15 protein-coding genes are annotated in these 19,105 nt (G+C 36.5%); 1 reads left to right on the forward strand and 14 read right to left on the reverse strand.

Going from position 1 to position 19,105, the window contains the following annotated elements; genetic code table 11:
• Positions 1-61: 61 nt before the first annotated feature.
• Genes HZI73_RS20985 through HZI73_RS20995 form a run of 3 tightly spaced genes read right to left on the reverse strand, consistent with a single transcriptional unit; the run spans position 62 to position 3,249 of the window.
• Positions 62-886, reverse strand: coding sequence for a sugar phosphate isomerase/epimerase family protein (locus tag HZI73_RS20985; protein WP_212695315.1), 825 nt, complete (start codon positions 884-886; stop codon positions 62-64).
• Positions 876-2,045, reverse strand: a complete 1,170-nt coding sequence (locus HZI73_RS20990; protein ID WP_212695316.1) for a glycoside hydrolase family 88/105 protein — start codon at positions 2,043-2,045, stop codon at positions 876-878. Before HZI73_RS20990 ends, HZI73_RS20985 begins: the two co-directional genes overlap by 11 nt.
• Positions 2,038-3,249, reverse strand: a complete 1,212-nt coding sequence (locus tag HZI73_RS20995) for an oligogalacturonate lyase family protein (protein WP_212695317.1) — start codon at positions 3,247-3,249, stop codon at positions 2,038-2,040. The genes HZI73_RS20990 and HZI73_RS20995 overlap by 8 nt, the downstream gene beginning before the upstream one ends.
• A gap of 185 nt (positions 3,250-3,434) precedes the next feature.
• Here HZI73_RS20995 and HZI73_RS21000 point away from each other — a divergent pair, with 185 nt between their 5' ends.
• Positions 3,435-4,325 (forward strand): AraC family transcriptional regulator, encoded by an 891-nt coding sequence (locus tag HZI73_RS21000; protein WP_212695318.1) that lies wholly within the window; start codon positions 3,435-3,437, stop codon positions 4,323-4,325.
• Positions 4,326-4,460: 135 nt separating this feature from the next.
• On the opposite strand, the gene HZI73_RS21005 is transcribed toward HZI73_RS21000, so the two are convergent.
• The 11 genes from HZI73_RS21005 to HZI73_RS21055 all read right to left on the reverse strand — a co-directional run bounded on the left by HZI73_RS21005 (position 4,461) and on the right by HZI73_RS21055 (position 19,013).
• Positions 4,461-5,465 (reverse strand): ABC transporter ATP-binding protein, encoded by a 1,005-nt coding sequence (locus HZI73_RS21005; RefSeq protein WP_212695319.1) that lies wholly within the window; start codon positions 5,463-5,465, stop codon positions 4,461-4,463.
• Positions 5,458-6,492 carry an ABC transporter ATP-binding protein gene (locus HZI73_RS21010; protein ID WP_212695320.1) on the reverse strand — a complete coding sequence of 345 codons (1,035 nt, stop codon included), beginning with the start codon at positions 6,490-6,492 and terminating at the stop codon, positions 5,458-5,460. Before HZI73_RS21010 ends, HZI73_RS21005 begins: the two co-directional genes overlap by 8 nt.
• A 23-nt stretch (positions 6,493-6,515) precedes the next feature.
• Complete coding sequence (locus tag HZI73_RS21015; RefSeq protein WP_246552238.1) at positions 6,516-7,658, reverse strand: ABC transporter permease; 1,143 nt, start codon at positions 7,656-7,658, stop codon at positions 6,516-6,518.
• A gap of 3 nt (positions 7,659-7,661) precedes the next feature.
• Positions 7,662-8,684: an ABC transporter permease gene (locus tag HZI73_RS21020; RefSeq protein ID WP_281418824.1), complete on the reverse strand. Its 1,023-nt coding sequence runs from the start codon at positions 8,682-8,684 to the stop codon at positions 7,662-7,664.
• A 227-nt stretch (positions 8,685-8,911) separates the two neighbouring features.
• Positions 8,912-10,909 carry an ABC transporter substrate-binding protein gene (locus tag HZI73_RS21025; RefSeq protein ID WP_212695321.1) on the reverse strand — a complete coding sequence of 666 codons (1,998 nt, stop codon included), beginning with the start codon at positions 10,907-10,909 and terminating at the stop codon, positions 8,912-8,914.
• A 4-nt stretch (positions 10,910-10,913) separates the two neighbouring features.
• Positions 10,914-11,483, reverse strand: coding sequence for an HAD family hydrolase (locus tag HZI73_RS21030; protein WP_246552241.1), 570 nt, complete (start codon positions 11,481-11,483; stop codon positions 10,914-10,916).
• Positions 11,484-11,639: 156 nt separating this feature from the next.
• Complete coding sequence (locus HZI73_RS21035; RefSeq protein ID WP_212695322.1) at positions 11,640-13,001, reverse strand: glycoside hydrolase family 28 protein; 1,362 nt, start codon at positions 12,999-13,001, stop codon at positions 11,640-11,642.
• Positions 13,002-13,165: 164 nt separating this feature from the next.
• On the reverse strand, positions 13,166-14,272 hold the full coding sequence (gene bglB / locus HZI73_RS21040) for a beta-galactosidase BglB (RefSeq protein WP_212695323.1): 1,107 nt from the start codon (positions 14,270-14,272) through the stop codon (positions 13,166-13,168).
• Positions 14,262-16,739, reverse strand: a complete 2,478-nt coding sequence (locus tag HZI73_RS21045; RefSeq protein WP_212695324.1) for a hypothetical protein — start codon at positions 16,737-16,739, stop codon at positions 14,262-14,264. The genes bglB and HZI73_RS21045 overlap by 11 nt, the downstream gene beginning before the upstream one ends.
• Positions 16,740-16,970: 231 nt before the next feature.
• On the reverse strand, positions 16,971-17,720 hold the full coding sequence (locus tag HZI73_RS21050) for a helix-turn-helix domain-containing protein (protein WP_212695325.1): 750 nt from the start codon (positions 17,718-17,720) through the stop codon (positions 16,971-16,973).
• 60 nt (positions 17,721-17,780) lie between these two features.
• Positions 17,781-19,013, reverse strand: a complete 1,233-nt coding sequence (locus HZI73_RS21055) for an MFS transporter (RefSeq protein ID WP_212695326.1) — start codon at positions 19,011-19,013, stop codon at positions 17,781-17,783.
• Between the last annotated feature and the right edge of the window lie 92 nt (positions 19,014-19,105).

Genomic DNA, 19,105 nt, shown 5'->3' on the forward strand with positions numbered 1-19,105 from the left:
TTACACTCCGTCACAAAATAAATCATGCTGAAACGATAAATTAACACCTTTATTTTTTTATTTATTGAAATAAGGTTAAGATATTCTCTAAATCTTTAACGTTCGTATTTTCTAATAAAATATCAATGGATTGAGACGAACTTGAAACCGCCTCGACTAAATATGAAAAATTATAATCTCCCGTACCATGATATGTTTCGATAATTTTGTTCTCCTGAACCCTAAAATCTTTTGAATGAACAATTAAAACATCATCTCCAAACAAATCAAATGCCTCTTTTAGAACAGATTCTTGCATTAAATAATTGTCACTTGTCAATAAATTGACAGGGTCCAAAATCACCTTCACATATTTTGACTGCATATCTTTTATAATTTGTTTCATCTTTTTATTCGAATGAATGATATGATCTGCGACGCCCTCAATAGCAATCGTGACTTCCTTTTCTTGCGCTTCTATCAATAAAGCTTCCAAACTTCTTGCAAATACTAAATAAGCTTCTTTGGTATGATTATCTGGATGAAAGGCGTAGTCAGCTAAAACTGATCCTGTCTCCGTACCAATAACACGCGCATCCAAATCATTAGCATATGCTATATGGTTTTTGAATGTTTCTAGATGTTGTTCACGTATTCTTTTATTGGGGTGTGCATAATTCAGATAACAACCTAGTACAGCAATTGAGACGCATTCCCTTTTAAAATGATTGGCTATCATTTGCAACGTTTCTTTTGCTATATAATCGCTGATACTATCAATGCCTTTAATCGCCTTATGGAGTGGCAATTGGACCGAATTCAGATTATTTTTTCTAACGATCTTTGCTAATTGATCACTCTCAAGTTTTCCAAAATCACTGGCACGTATACCTATACTATGAATCATTGCAATCATTCCTTTCTAAAAAGTCTAGTGCTTCAACACATGCTAACATGGCCATTGCTTGACCGTAAGGTTTGGGTTCAATGGGTATATTTAAGTAAAAATCCAAACTATCTTTTCCCATTGCAGTTCCTCCGGATACTTGTTCTAAAACACCTTCCTCATTGATGTAAGTCAATACGCCATCTGTTGCTTTCATGGCACAGGTGGTGTATTTATCTTTAGCTTGGTCGTGATCTATGATAGCACTATTCATTGCTTTGAAGATACCATAGGTAAACCCAGCTGAAGCACTTGTTTCCACATACGACTGCTTATGATCTAATAACGTATGCCATAATCCAGACTGATCCTGTACCTTGCATAATGCTTCAAGTTGTTTTGTAAGGATGTTAATCATGTATCGATATACCGATTGACTGATGGCATAGTCTTTACAGATATCCAGAAATTCTGGAATAAAAATGGTAATCCATGAGTTACCTCTTGCCCATTGTGCCTTAACAAAATTGTGATAACCATCAAAAGTCCACCCATGGTACCAAAAACCTGTTTCTTTATTAAGAAGGTATTTACTATGTAATAAAAATTGATAGATTGCTTCATCAATATAGTGGGGCTTATGCCACACCACACCTGCTTTTGCTAAGAATAATACGGACATAAACAACGTATCATCCCATAATTCTTGTGCGTTATCAGCTTCACAGGTTAAATGGGATAAGCCTCCTTCATGGGTTCTTGGATGTTTTTCATACAGCCAATTTGCCCATTCCTTACATATTTCTACATACACGTTCTTTTTTGAAGGGTCAACATGTGGGTTTTCTGTTAGGCAAAGCAACGTTAGCATGGGTGCCATGGCATTAATATTTTTAGGTGGCAATCCATCTTCAATCCTTATGTCAAAATATTTTATGATTGTCTCCAGATGTTTCCGATTACCTGTTAGTGCATACATTTTATAATAACCATATAACCCTACACCTTGAAACCAATCAAATAGTTCGATACGGCGAATATCATCTTCTTGATACCCCAACTTGGTCAAGGATTGTACCACGTTCATATTGGATTCATATAGAAAAGGCTCAAATGACCTTCCCAATCGGTCAAGTTTTTCAAATAATTGTTTTTTTAACTTTTCATTATGTTTATTCATTCCTTTTATCCTCTCTAACGAATTCTTCAACAGATGCCATATAAATGGCTGGATATCCTTCCATATCCGAAACAAATAGGATATGGTTACTATCTGGCGTAAATACAGGATGGGGATGTGCATCTTGTGTGTTACCATAACTTTTCATTGAAGAATTGTGTAACAGTAATGGGATTGTTTTTTTCTTGTTTATATCAATAAAATAAAGATAAGGCTTTGCAGGGTAATCTGCATCTGCAATGATATAGTTATCCTTTGCATCGGTTATAAAATGTGAACATCTGGGTAAGTCCATGATGGTCTCTTCCTTAAATGTATTCATATTAACAAATCGTAGGCTACCTTTATCTGAATCATCATGAGCAATTCTCACAAAGCCCAATTTTTCACCATCATGTGTAAAAAATTCATGGGATATAATCTCCCCTTCATAGGTATGTTTTCTTGGACAATGAATGTCTCTCGTGATGGTATTCATTAACCATATCCGTGCATCTACTGTACCACCAAATCCTTCATGGCAATAAGATATCATATGATTGTCCCCTGGCTTAAATTGAGGATGACCTAACCATTGATTCTTTTTTAAACCATATGCTTCATAATAAAAAGTGTCCAATAACATGTCTACTTCTTTAGATTCAATATGTATCTTTAATAACTTGGATCTTAAGCCTCTTTGTCCTTGAAGCATAAAATCTTCCCAATTGCTGTTATCTTTATTGACATAATCTGATTTTAGAAAATCAATGGTGACTAAATACTGCCCATCGGATGAACCATCAACAACACTATAAGTTTCCCAGCCTACTTCTGGTTCATATAATACGTCCACATGACCACTTTCTATGTTTAAACGAACCACCTGATTATGGACAACATAGATCAGGGTGGAACCATCTGGTCCAAATCTTGGTCCAAAATCTTGAAACCCATCGCTTTTATGATAAAAAGTGACTTGTTTAGCCGTTTCCTTCTCCATATCTAAGAGAAATATATTTCTATTACCTTCATGCTCTAAAATCATCAGGAGTGTGTTGCCTGCTTGGTTAAACATGTTTAAATAAAAATAAGGATAATGAGCAAGTATGCCTTTAGGAGAAATTCGCCGATAGCCCTTTCCTGTACTTGTATCTTCAAATGTTTCAAATGGATAGGTAAATGTTGATTCACGATGTAAATGATTTGTATGTAATTTCTTCATTAACTTTTATGTCCCCCTTAACTAAAACCATTGATTATCATGTCCCCTGCTCCCTCATACCAGACTTTCTACATAAGCAATATTAGCAACTATTTTCGATACATTATTGAGTAACATTGCATATATTGTTCTTATTTGCTATAATATAACTCAATAAAACGACGATAGAAAGCTGTGATGATTCCATGAAACAAACGATTCTGTATGATGAAGCCTATGAGTATAATATTCATTTTGATCAGTCAACGGCAGTTAGTCTGCATTTTGATTATGGCACACGCTACAACAGGATTAATATGCATTTTCCACATTTTCATCCTAATTATGAGATTTACTTTTTGCTTAATGGAAATGCACTTCATTTTGTGGAAGGTACTGTCTATGATATTCAGGCTCATGATTTTGTACTTCTTAAACCCTATCGCTTACACAAAACCAGCTATTTTGAAAAAACGCCCTGTAAAAGACTGGTTTTTACATTTGACTCAGCTTTATTTGACAAACTCTTTCCTGAGGCCAGCCAAGCCTTCAAAGAGCCTTTTAATGCGCAACAACCGGTTTTTCGTTTTGGTGAAGAGATTACCCATGCATTTATTGAGTTATTTAATAACATGTACAAAACCTCCAAAGAACAGAAACCAACCAGTCATGTCCTCATATTGAGTTACTTTATACAACTGTTAGCTAAACTGACGGATTTTCGTCGTTCAAATAAATATTTTATTGGGTCCAATAACAATAGTTCCTTGGTCAATAAAATATATGAAATAACGTCCTACATACATACTCACTATAAAGAGAATTTAACATTGGCATCTTTATCAAAGAAATTTTATATCAGCCCTCATTATTTATCACGGCAATTTAAGTCCGTTACGACCTTTACTTTAATCCAATATATTCAAGAAACGAGAATCAAAAAGGCTCAGGAATTATTGTTAGATACGGATCTTAAGATAATAGAAATTATCGATGCTTGTGGTTTTGGAAGCTTGTCACAGTTTAACCGTGTATTTAATAAGCTTGTTCATTGTTCACCTTCTTCATACCGAAGTGAGAATAAGCTTCATGACTAAAAAAGGGCGCTCATAAAAGCAATATGGCGTCTAGCGGTTTTATTACATATAGACAGGTTTTGCTTTCATGGAACAGCCCTTTCACGGATACCAAACATAGATGGCACATTGATTTATAACCCTATAAAAAGGTCATCAAACACCTTTTAAATCTAAGGCATCAGCAAAATGACAGGCAACCTGATGCTCCTTACCTATTTCTCTTAATTTGGGTATTTCCTGTCGACACACGTCTTGGCAATAACGGCACCGGGGATGAAACAGACACCCTGATGGCAAGTTAATGGGACTTGGTACTTCACCCTCTAGAATAATTCTTTTCATTTTCTGACTTGGGTCTGCCTTAGGTACAGCAGATAACAGCGCTTCCGTATAAGGGTGTTTAGGTGAAAAGAACAAATCATCCGTATTGGCAATTTCAATCATATTACCTAAATACATGACAGCAACCCGATCTGAAATATGTTCAACCACGGATAAATCATGGGCAATAAAAATATAGGTAATGCCCAATTCTTGTTGAAGGTCTTTCAATAAATTGATAATTTGTGCTTGAATGGAAACATCTAATGCTGAAACCGCTTCATCACAAACAACAATATCCGGTCTTGTAACCAATGCTCTAGCTATACCGATTCTTTGTCGTTGACCACCTGAAAAAGCATGTGGGTATCGTCTTAAATAGTTTACATTTAACCCTACTAACTGGGCTATATGTCTCACTTTTTCCTCTATTTCTTTTTTAGATAATTTAAAATTGGCTTTTAGGGGCTCTCGAATAATATCGAATACCGTCATGCGTGGGTCTAAGGATGAATAAGGGTCTTGAAAAATCATTTGTATGTCTTTTCGAAGCCGTTTATAGTCTTGCTTATTGACCTTCAAAAAGTCTACTTGCTCATGCTCATTTACTTGATATAATACTTGTCCAGAATCCGCCTTTATGCCCCTGACGATACAACGTCCAAGGGTTGTTTTACCACAACCGGATTCACCAACGATGCTTAATGTTTCTCCTTTTTTTACTTCCAAAGAAACATCCATGACTGCTTTTACAGGAGGTATGGGTTTGCTGAATAATTTTTTCTTTGAATAAAAGTTTTTATTCAGATTTCTTATTTGCAACACATGTTCAGACATTTTTATCCTCCTTTATTACTTCTTGGTCATATAGAAAACACCTTACAGCCTGATGGGCATTCACTTCATATAGTTCAACAGGCTTGCAATCACATACACCATCAATTTTGTGTTCACATCGTTCATAAAAACCACAGCGGTTAGGTAAATCAATGGGAATGGGAACTGTGCCTTCAATGGATTCTAAGACATGGTGGCTTCGATCACCAAGTTTTGGGATAGAACGCAGCAGCCCTTTCGTATAAGGGTGTTTGGGATGATGAAAGATGCTCATGGCATCACCAGTTTCTACTATTTTACCTAAATACATGACAGCGACTTCATCGCACATTTCAGCAACGACACCTAAATCATGGGTGATAAAAAGTATGGCCATGCCTAAATCTTCTTGGAGGGCTTTCATCATTTGAAGTACTTGCGCTTGTATGGTAACATCCAATGCTGTTGTTGGTTCATCTGCTATGAGGATATCCGGGTTACAGGATAATGCCATAGCGATCATGGCTCTTTGACGCATACCTCCAGAGAATTCCATAGGGTACTGGTTATATCTTTTTTCAGGGTTGGCGATTCCTACTTTTTCCATCATGTTGATGGCAATTTTTTTAGCCTCTTTTTTATCTTTTGTTCGGTGTAACAACACATTTTCAACAATCTGATTGCCGATGGTATATAGTGGTGAAAAGGCTGTCATGGGTTCTTGGAATATCATGGAGATATGGCCACCTCGTACTTTTCGAATCTCAGAACCATTCTTGGCAAGACTTAATAAGTCTAGGGGCTCCTGGTCATCATAGCCATAATAGTTAATTTTCCCAAAGGTTTCACTATTTTTGGGTTGAATACCAATAATTGTCTTACTGGTTAAGCTCTTACCACAACCTGACTCACCCACTAGACCTAGGGTTTTACCTTTTTTAAGGGAAAGATTAATCCCATCAACAGCCTTAATGCATCCATCTTCCGTATCAAATTGTACTTTGAGGTTTTCTATTGTTAGAATATCCTTTATTTGCTCTTGTTTCATACCTATTCCTCATTTCAATCCAATTATTTATAGGGGTCTGCTGCATCCCTTAAACCATCACCAAAAAAGTTAAATGCAAGTACAGTAAGTACAACAAACAGCAGCGGTATTAACTTCCATGGATAAAGGGCTATATTTTGTACTTGTTGAGCTTCTTGTAATAGAACACCCCAACTTGTTGCTGGTGGCCGAATACCCAGCCCAAGGAAACTCATGGATGTTTCACCAATAATCATCCCAGGGATAGCTAATGTCATGTTCACCACAAGATAACTTAGAAATCCAGGTATCATATGGGTCACAATAATTTTAAAATCGCTTACCCCAGAAACCTTGGCTGCCAAAATATAATCTTCTGTTTTTAGGGACATGAATTTACTTCTGACAACTCTGGCTAACCCTGTCCATTGTATAAAAGACAAGATAATGGTAATCAATAAAAACATCTTTACCACAGGAATTCTAGGTGGTATTGCGGCTGATAAGGCCATCCAAAGGGGTAAGGTAGGAAAGGAACGTATCACTTCAATAATTCTTTGAATAATGGTATCGACGAAGCCTCCAAAATAACCGGATATACTGCCTATTGCAACCCCCAGTATAAAACTGATAGCAACACCTGCAAGGGGTATGGTCAATGATATCTGGCTACCTAAGACAATTCTCGAAAAAATATCTCGCCCTAAACCATCCGTTCCAAATAGGAATATTCTTGCAGGATCGTCCACACCGTAAAGATGAATATCCGTTTTAAAAAGCCCTAATAAGGTATAGGGTTCGCCTTTTACAAATAATTTGATGGGATAGGTTTCATCTGTATTTTCTGTGTATTTTTTTCTTAACGTTTCCTTATCTCTAACAGAATCATAGGCATACACAAAGGGCCGAATATGAAACTTGCCTTTCTTATCGATAAAATGTATCTTCGTAGGGGGCGCATTCATGAATCGACTATCATAGCTTTCTAAACCATAAGGGGCAATGAATTGACCCAACAGCATTTGTATGTACAGAAAACCAAGAATAAACATGCTTATTCTTGCCAGTTTATGCCGTTTTAACTTCCTCCCCATTAATGACCACTGGGATGCAAAGTAATACTTCTCTTCATCTGCTTTATTCGATTGTTTATGTCTTCGATTAAATAATTTCATTTGTTTTTTCATAGGCTACATCCTCTTATCCATAAGTCGTATACGTGGGTCCAACCAAGCTAACATAATATCTGAAATCAACGTTCCTATGACGGTTAATACGGCCATCATTAACAACCAGCTTCCAGCAAGATACATGTCCTGACTTCGTAAGGCAGCATACATAACGGGACCTTGTGTTGGTAAATTAAGTACAATGGCTGTTATGGTAGAACCTGTAAAAATACCTGTTAATGACCACCCAATAGAGCTTGCAATGGGGTTAAGTGCTGCTCGGACAACATATTTATTTCTAATCTTTTTCTCACTTAGTCCTTTTGAACGTCCTGTTAAAACGTATTGCTGATCCAGTTCATCTAGCATCTGTCCCCGCATGACACGAATCAAACCACATGTACTACCTGTACCAATGACAATGACTGGAATAATAAGATGTTTCGCTAAATCGAATACTTTGGCAAGACTCCAAGAGGCATCTACATATTCTGCTGACATGATACCCAGCATGGGATCGCCAAAAACCTTAAACGAGAAAAACATGAGTAAAATAGCTAAGAGAAAGTTAGGCGTGGCCATACCGAGAAATCCAATAATCGTTGCAACATAGTCTCCAAAAGAATATTGACGCAACGCACTATAAATACCGATTGGAATAGCCACGAGATAGGTAAACAGCATGGTGAGGGATGAAATTAATAACGTGATACCCATCCGCTCACCGATGACATCCAACACCGGTTTATTATAAGAAAACGAATAGCCAAAATCACCCTCCGTCAATATACCTTTCATCCATTTATAATATTGCACATACAAAGGCTTATCCAAGCCATACTGTTCTCTCAGATCTTCGATGATCTGCATATCCACTGTTTCCCCTTCTTCTTGCAGCGTCGCAATGTATGTTGATACAAAATCACCAGGTGGCAGTTGTATCACAAAAAATACGACCATGGATACTAACAAGATAATAGGAATCATTATAATCATTCTTCTTGCAATATATTTTAGCACCATTATCACCTTTCTTATGTCCATACCCTGATCAGATATGGTGATAAGGCTGTTACATTAAAAGCATTAGCGTCCTAATGAAGGCTATCCATAAAAGTAAAAAACGTCCATCTCACAGTAAAATATAAGAGGTTGAAATCAAGCATAACCTCTTATATTTTGCGAAATCTCTAGCTAACGAAATGACTTTTACAGGACAGCCCCAGAAAACGCTTCAAAACCCAATACTTTTTAAGTCAACTGCCTATCCCTTATCGATCAAAATAGAATTGAACGGGTTTCGCATGTCCATATCCTCTAAATGGATCATTATATAATAACGTATTTGGTACGTTCTTTAAATCATTCTTTACCAGAAGAACCAATGGGTTTGGACTGGCATAACCGATATACCATTGATTTTTTTGATGCAAGTCAATGATTTTTTCAGCATACTCCAGAGCCACTTCTTTTTTCGTTGCTGATGCAATCTTGTCCCAATGCTCCACCAATGTTGCAATGTCCCCTTCAGGAGCTATACCCTGATCACCATTACTTGCAATATAGGAAGCATATTGCCCAAACAAAGGTGAATTAATGGTAACAGGTACTAAATTATCCGGACGAAGAATTAAATCAAATGAACCTACCTTCTGAGATACACCTTCTAAGCCATTGTTTAATTTTAATTCTTCATATAATGTTTCATCCACTGCTTTTACATTGGTTTTGATACCCACTGCTTCATAATACATTTTTAACAATTCTTCCGCTTGACCTTCTGATTGTTTCGTACTGTGATAAAGGATGAATGTAAAATCAGAACCATCTGCATAGGTTCTAAAACCTGTACTCTCATTCATGGGCAGCCCCATATCATCTAACAATTCATTTGCTCTTGCTACGTCATATGTATTCCATTGATCAGCCCAGCCTTCTCTGTAATACTTTAAGCCTTCTGGAATACTTGCCTGTTGTGGCACAGCAAGTCCATCGGTTATTAATTCCGTTAACTCTGCTCGATCAACAGCTACAGATAACGCTTCTCTAAAACGAATATCTTGGAATACCTTTCGTAACTTTTCATCTTCAACAGTTTGGTTTAATACGATACCGATACTTGTCCAGTCCGATGAACTCCATTTTGTGATGCGGTAATCACCAGCATCTTTGTTTTCCATCAATAAGGTAAACTCCGTGAAATCATAACCACGAATATCAATATTACCAGCAATACCCTCTAAAATAAAGTGATCTTTGCTTTCTACTTTGTCACATACAATACGGTCAATATAAGGTAATTGTTTACCTTCTTCGTCTACTTTAAAATAGTATGGATTTCTTTCAAATACTGTTCTAGAATCATCCGGATCATTTTGAATAATCCAAGGTCTTAAGGTTGGTCGATTCACTTCGATCCAATAATAATAGCCTGTTTGCTTTCCTAAGGTTTTAATGTCTTCATAGCCCAGCTCCTTAGCTTTAGCTAATGCTGTATCTTCTCCAACAATATGAGGGAGCAATTGCTCATGGTAGTGCTTTGGAGCAAATAACCACTTATTATCAATAGCTAACCGCTCTAGGAACATGACACTGGGATACTTGTGAATGACTCTAAATGTATAATCGTCAACTTTTGTCACTTCAGCTAAAGCCTTATCTCCTGTCTCTGGATCAACAGAATAGTAGCAGTTATACACGGATTTTCCAAATGTTTCTTTTAGCACCATTTCATGATAGTAGAAGATAACATCATCTGCTGTAAAAGGTACCCCATCTGACCATTTCATGCCTTCTCTTAAATAAATGGTATAGACTGTAGCATCATCATTCACCTGATAACCTTTTGCTACATTGGGCTCAATACCTGAACCGTCTTGTTTAAATCGAAATAAAGCTTCCTCTGTAATCTTTTCTAAAGTCCACTTGTCTTTTGATCCTCTCCAAGGAAAATGCAAGTCACCACCATATTTTCCAATGGCATCAAAAACAGGCTCAATCATCATATCCGCAGCAACCGGAAGTCTTTCCTCAACTTTTGGTAAGTCACCTGCTGTCACCATATCTGAAAGCATGGGGGCTTCTTGGAGGGTTGCAATATCAGCTCCTGTAATATCAACTGCCTTGGCTTCATCTAATGCTTCTTCCACAGCATCATCACTGGTTGCAGGTACATCTTCCTCTGGTTCGGTATCTTTTGACTGACACCCTGTAAACATGGATAGCATGCATGAAACAGCTATTAATAGTGCTAAAAAACTCTTTTTCATTTTTCTACCTCCCATTTTTGTTGTAAGTGTAATCACCATACTTATTGTGAAGCTTCCTTTCCAGCTCATGAACCAATGTGATTAATTCTTTCGGCTCATGAATGGTATAGTCTGGTTCTTCTTCTTGGCAATTTGGTGCATAAGCATATCTTGGCGACCAATCAAGGAGTATACTTGTTATGCCTAAGTGATTGGCACCTTTTATATCCCTTTTAATATTATTTCCTACCATTAAAATCCTAGAGGTATCTGCATGGGTTAAACCCGCTGCACCCATTGCTGCCAGAAACATACTTGGGTGGGGCTTTTTTTGTTTAATCGTCTCAGAATAAATCATGGATGTAAAATAATCATAGACCCCATTTTGTTGAAGGACATTTTTAAAAGACTGGGCAAGCCCGTCAGCTACTAATACTAACGTATACCCTTCTTCATAGAGGGCTTTAATTGTCTCAACTGCTCCTGGTATGACTTTTGCAGATAGCACAACGTCTTCATGATCTCTTGTTTCTGTTGATTCATCAATAATGGTATCCCCACTATCCATAAAGATGACAAGTTTTTTATTTTTCACGTCAACCAACCTCCAACATTTTTGTGTATACTATACGATATTTAGGTATAACTTAACCTAAATTTAATATATTTTTTACATTCTTTCAATCTAATCACTAATCACTTTCACCAAATACGCCCTTGTTTCCATCATACACCCATCCAATAACAATTACTACTCAATTTTTGCTAATAAATCAGAAATACTATGCATATTTTGTCCTTCCAGGGTGATTAGATTTTCTTTATAGGGTTCTAACAAGGGCGCATGAATATGCATCTTATGGATATTCTTTAACCAAAGAGCTGACATATCGAACAGGTCCCTTTCTTCTGGCCAAGTCACCATGAAATTATCCATATAGAGATGATGAACGCCATCTGCGACACATGCGGTTCTTGCCACACGTGCCTCTTTGCTTTTATTGGAGAATTGTGCACTGGACCAATCTTTGTATAATCGTGCATCCGAAAAGCCTTTATCATAGATCAGGTGGATGTCTCTTAAAAATATATGATTAAGATAAGCACCTTTTTCAGCTGTTAGCATAATCTTACCTTTTGTTCTAGCAATAAAATTGGTGATCTGCACATTGTTAATACTGCCTAATTTTGAATCTTCGTTCCTTCTTCTTAAATCAAGATGTATAGGAATCCCTAAACCAACGGATGGTGTACCATGGGTATCAGCAACAATATTCGTTATGGTGATGTCTTCCATTGAACCGCCTTCCAAGGCATAGATACCAATAGGCCTTGTGGCGTGATAGATAATACTGTTACTGAATGTAATCTGCCGCATATCATAAAAAGATTCCGTTGCACCAAGCTTAAAGCCCACACAATTTGAACGCAATAAACAATTTGTTACGGTTATTCTTTCACAAACGCCAGCATCAGGGGTGGTTTTTAAGACAATGGCATCATCGCCTGCTTCTATATGACAGTCACTAATCATAACATCTTGGCAACCATTGATATCAATAGCATCGGTATTCGGTCCTAAGATATGGTTTAAGATTCTTATGCTCCTCATGTTAATCTGTTTACAGACGTTCAGATGAATGGTCCAACCAGGAGAATCCAAGATGGTAAAATCATGAAAGGTAATATTTCTGCACTGGGTCAACTCAAACAAGGGGCTGACTCTCTGCTGTTTCTCTTTATACCAGCCTCTAGCATCTGGTTTGTCTTTCCAGAATAAAGGACCCTGTCCATTAATAATACCTTTACCATCAATGAGGATATTCTCACAATGATCACCTATAAATAAATGATAAGGTTGTCGATCCTTATTATGTCCCTGTTCATTGACATCATAGTGGTGAAGATTCTCAGATGCCACTAATTCAGAGCCCACTTCAAAATGAATATGTACATTGCTTTTTAGATAAAGATTGGATACGAGGTATTTGCCAGCAGGTATATAAATCATATCCCCGCCAGAATGATGTGCTTGATTGATGGCTAACTGGAAGACTTCCGTGTTTAATGTTTTTCCATCATTGACGCCGCCCAGCTCTAATATATTTATCATGCCAATTTCTCCTTATGGTCAATATAAAATGGATTAGTAAAAAGTACATTTTGCAATCATGGTGTTTAACCTATGTTCATCGTACGTTTATGTCATTCATATTATATAACATCCTATAAACTTTCGTCTTTGGTTATTTATTACAACCCATCTCTCCTTGCTTTTTATTGGGCTTTCTTGTTGGCATCTTGATACATTAAGCCTTCAATAAAAAATAACAGTGCTAGGGCTTGACCATATGGCATGGGCTCTAGGGGTATATTTTTATAAAAATCTTTGTGGTCTCTTCCCATGGGTGTACCATAGGATACCTGCTTAACCACGCCATCTTTATCAATGCGCTTCAATATAGGTTCTATAGCCTTTAATGCAACTTTTCTATATTTTTCATCAAGTATGCCTAAGCGACATGCCTTTAGAATACCGTATCCAAATCCTGCTGTAGCGCTGGATTCTGCATAGGACTCCTTATCATCGATAAGGGTATGCCACATACCTTCTTCATTTTGGAATTTACGTAAACTAATGACTTGTCTTTCAAGTGTATGCATGAGGTATTTTTTCATACTGTCTTCAAGTTCAATCATCTCTATAAATTCAGGAATGGCCATGGTAACCCAACAATTTCCTCTTCCCCAAAGAGCTTTCACAAAATTATGACTGCCATTAAATGTCCACCCATGATACCATAGACCTGTTTTGGCATGCGCTAAGTACTTGATGTGTAATAAAAATTGATATTTTGCTTCTTCTATGTAGGCCCGATTATCCGTCATCTTACCCATTTTAGCTAGAAATAAAACCGTCATAAAAAGTGTATCATCCCAGAGTTCCTGGTCATTCAACGTGTCCGACGTCATATGCTGAAAACCACCCTCTTTGGTTCTTGGCAGTTCATGCATGATCCATTCTGCCCAAGAAATACATGCATCTAAATAGGTTGGGTTTTTGTTAAATTCACATAAGTTGGCTAATGTTAACATGGGTGTTGTGGTATTAATATTCTTAGAGGGCAGCCCTTCTTTAAAACGTTCTTCATAATACTTCTCTAATGTTTCCAGATAATAGGTATTTTTTGTATGCTGAAACAGTTTCCAAAATCCATACAATCCCACGCCCTGAGTCCACTCCCAGAAACGATATTTTGAAATATCGTCACCACCAAGATTATTGTTCTCCATATTATCCAGAAACTTAACATCATCTGTATAGAGTACCTTTTTAAAGGATTCACTTAATACGTTGATTTTTTCTTCTAGGTTATTCTTCATGACTGCTCTCCTTATATACTCTTAAAACTTTTTCTAAATGTATTTCATGTTTCCCAGCTTGTTCAATAACCTTACCATTACGATATAAACACTGATCATCACGTATTTCCAAAGTTCCATAATGAGGATCGATTATTTTAAGTTCTGTCTCGCCATTATATTCAAATACTGTTTCTTTCATTGATTTTTTAAAGGCATGAAAGCTACCCCATTCTTTTTTTGCACCACATTTTATATATACGCCATGATGTCGTCCATTGGATATACATTCTTTTCCTGTGGCTGCACCATAGGTGGTTATCTTTACATCATGACTAAATCGTATATAGACATACGTATCCTTTACTTGAAGATATAATTCTTTTTCTTGACATATGATCTCATCCATTCGCTCAGGCATTATATACGTGTGAATAAAATGAACTTGCTGACTTTCATCGATATTAAATACCATTAACATAGCATTTCTATATTGTCTAACTAGAGGCATCATGCCATTACCTGCCCAGTAACTGGGTCTTTCCTCACCACTCATAGGCTTTTCCCCGGGATGGTTAATAAATAGTTGTGTACTATCACCACTCATTGCAAGGTTCATGATATGTTGCTGGTGTCCTTGTGTAAAGGGTTTGTAACCTTGAACACAACTCAGAGCATAATCATCGGTCGTATACGTATACAAATGAGCATGGCTTTCACCTTGGGTGAGCTCGATCACAGCACCTTCATCATCACCAAGTGCTATTTCCTGATAGTAATCTGGAGGCACATAGGATGATATACCGTACATGACCACTGCTCGGATTCTAAAATTCATAAACCCTTTTCCTGAAGTTATCCATTCAATAAAGGATGGTTCTGATAATTCTCTTGCTTTTAGTGTTTCCTCATATACCCTTCCATAAGAAGAAGATATAATGCCATTATAATTATGATAAGCCATCAGCTTAAAAAGAAAATCTAAGGCTTTTTTTGCCAATTGCTTTATATCGTCATCAGGAGCCTGATCATATAGATTAAAAAAACCAATCATATCAATGGGGACATAGGTCACAGAGTTCCATTCACCCAGACCATATTGAAAGAAATGATCAAACCAATGTACTAGCCTTTTCTTACCTATTTCTTTCTGTTTTTTTCCCTTTCTACCGCTTACAGTAAATACGTCATCTTCAAAGTAATCACCTGCCAAGTATTGTCCTACATGAAAGAGTAAGGCATGATTTTCGCTAAAATACCACATGACATCATTACCTGGTTCATCAATCCAATATCTAAAGTCCAACAGTACCTTTTTTATTTGACAAACCGTTTCATCGGATAAAAAGTTTCTATAGTGTTTCAATAAATGAATCATCGTACCTAAATAAAAGTCAGCGCAGTCCTCTTTTTTTTCAATTTTTTTAATCGCTGTTTCTAATATTTCTTGAGCTTCATCCGTGAGTCTACCTTGGGTTTCTAGAATAGCAATGGTTTTCATAAGGAAATTTTCACCATGCTTGGATAAAAACACAAGCGCTTGTTTTTTTCTTTCATAAATGGTGTTTGCCTGCATATCATTAGATATCTTATGGCAATAATTACCAACCACCAACCTTCTCTTAATGGCTAAACGTCCAATGTCAATCTTCACATCCACTTTAAACATACCTACAGCTACGTCCAAAACATGACCTACACATAGCGAATGCGTACCTTTTTTCACTGTGTATTGTCGTATCTTATGCCTATCTTCTGGGCTTGGTAAACCAAGTATCTGTAGCTCTATATCGGATTGGACCAAATCAGGATTATAGTTGAGTATCATATGGCCTTCAGCATAAACATCTCGCTCAAAATATAAGCTTTCCAGAAAATTTTCCATGTGCTGAACCATTGTATCATCCTCATTCATATGAACAATACCTACTAATGGCTCTGTATCCACATATCTTAATTCTATATAGAAAATAACATCTCTTTCTGCCAGCTCATCGGCATAAAGATGGAGTGTATTTTCTCCTTTTTTGCATGTAATCTTAATCTTCTTTAATGACCCTATATTTCTAGAATAGGGGGTAAACGATGCTGCTAATTCATCATTGACCCAAAGCTTTACCCCACCACATGTATAAAGTTCAAATGCCAATTCGCAATCTCTTTCCACATAAATCTTTGTCTCACCTGAAAAAGATATATAGTGGGGTGTATGAATAAAGGTTGTAAATTCAACACGATTATTTTCAAATGGAAAATAAAAATCTGTCAGACATACCTTCTTCACATCGCCAAGAGAAATTTGGTTAATTGGCATCTTCTCTAAAAATGCTTCTCTTACAGGATAAAGAACAGGTATATACTCTTCCCCTGGATTAACCTCCTCATGAAAGCATTTGGATTCTGATTGAAAGGGGGTTCTTTTTATCTTGGAGATGAACCAACGATTGACTGCTTGACTTTGATTAATTACATACTTATACTGATGCATTTTATCACTCTTTTCTTAATAATAGCATTCCTAAGTTATCTTAAATGATACAGGGAATAAGGAACAAAAACAACGCATATACATGTTATCTTTATTTAAAACATTGCATATTTTGCTTTTTTACTCATGGTTTAATCGTTAAAACATGGAATGGATGACATTAAAAAGAGGCTATCCAAAAATACATTTTAGGACAGCCCCTTGATGTGCAACGTGTTATTAAGGCATCCGCTATGATTTAAAACACTGACTTCTAATGTTATCTACTGCTTTTATCATTTTACATATCAAAGCACTGCGACTACCTTCAAGATGCTGTTGGAAAGTTCCTGCTCCCAGTATGGCTATGGGCTTTTCCTCGCCACCATATAGGGGTATACCAATACGAAGGATATTTTTCTTCAGATACCCATCATCCACCATAATGCCTTCCTGCTGAAATTGTGCTTCCATTCGCTGTAAATCATGAAGTGACATCTTTGTATCATCATGGTAGCTTGCCATGATCTGTTCTTTTAAGGATGCATTCAGATGCATCACATAGGGCATCCCCCAAACCATGGAACGGGCATATGGATAGCTCTCCCCAATAGCCATCATGGTCAAATTATCTTTATGAGCATGTTTCGTTAATACAATATATTGATCTTCTGTATACACAATGAGCAAAAGGCTCACTCCAAATGTCTCACTAATTTCTACTAAATATTGCTTTGCAATTTGTTTCAGATGCTGCCATGGATTATTTTTCTGGGCTAAGCTAAAAAACTTTAAACCAAGAATATATTTATTATCCAAGTTCTTTTGAACATAATCACCATGTCTCAGGGTATGCAAATAGCGATTCAGGCTACTAACATTGTATCCTGTTAAACTTTGTAGTTGGTTAAAACTTACCTGCTCTTCCTTAGCAATAATTTCTAGAATCTTAAGTCCTTTTTCCAGTGCAGGAGCTGGCGTAATGGCCATACATATCACCATACCTTTCTACTTCTTGTACGCATATACCACTTATTTCTTCCCCGAAAGATCATATGCTATCTACCATTTTCTTCTCATAATATAGAAAATAGCCAGTAGGTATAATAACCCAGCTATAGCAAATAATACTTGAAATATATCCAGAGACCATAGAGTCCATTCTTGATTAATACCTCGAATAATCATGGTACTGATGTTGGTACTTACAAATGAAAACACAGCCATGATAGCTGCATTGACAGCCAAATAGGATAATCGATACGCATGGTCTGTTAATTGTAGATTAACATTAAATTTAGCAATATTTAACCCTATCATAAATATACCATTTAAAAAGATAAAAATAAAGTAAATCACGTGGGTTTCTAAGGCTATGAATAGCCATAAAAAGTGAGATACAGCAAATAATAGACCCGTGTAGCCCATGATCTTCTTCCATCCATAATGGTCCACACCTGCTCCCCAAAGCTTAGCAAGTAACAGCTTGACGATAGCTGTAATGCTTGAAACAAGAGCAATGTAACTATAGGATAACCGTAGATGTGAAATGGCATAGACATTGAAAAAAGGTCTTGCAAAACTCCATGCAAACATCCATAAAAGTGAAAATATCATGAAACGACGATACTTCTTATCCTTTAAAGGCATGACCAATAACTTATTCAGAGGTCTATTACTCTTTGTTTCTAAAGGGTGGTCATGAAGCTTGGTAATAATCCATAATTCGCCTAATGCAAAGACTATACTAACGCAAAAAATAATCATAAATAAGCCAGACGTATGTACATAATGATCAAGAATTTTACCCAGTATAATTGGTAGTAATATACCAATGGCATTTGCTATAAGGTTACGGGTTGCATAATATCTTCCCTTTCTCTCTAATGGAATAATCTGATCATTCCATGCAAGAAATGTCCCACCCATAAATGCGGTAAAGGATAGAGAACTGAATATAATAAATAGGAGAATAACATATCGATAACTCTGAAACCAAGGTAGTAACATCATGAAATAAAAGATAACAAATCGTAGGGACCTGGCTACTAAAGTCATACGTTTAGGACTTTTAAATTTTTCATAGAACATGGGTGAAAATAGTTGAAGCACATTGGTCAGTGCAATAAAACCTACCACATACCCAATCTGATAGTCCATTAAACCTAGAAAAAGCATGTAACTGGTTAAAAACAATCCTCCTGGATTAGCAAAAAATTCAAACATACTTCGCATGGTAATACTCAATAAAAATGTATCCTTCTGCTGTAATTTCTTTGTGTTTAATTTTATCAAAAGACATTCACTTCCATATATGATATTTATACTTTCATATATTATAACACATTATAGCATCAATAACATCCCCATTACGTTTCTTTTCATGA

This window comes from Vallitalea pronyensis (assembly GCF_018141445.1).
Lineage (GTDB): Bacteria > Bacillota > Clostridia > Lachnospirales > Vallitaleaceae > Vallitalea > Vallitalea pronyensis.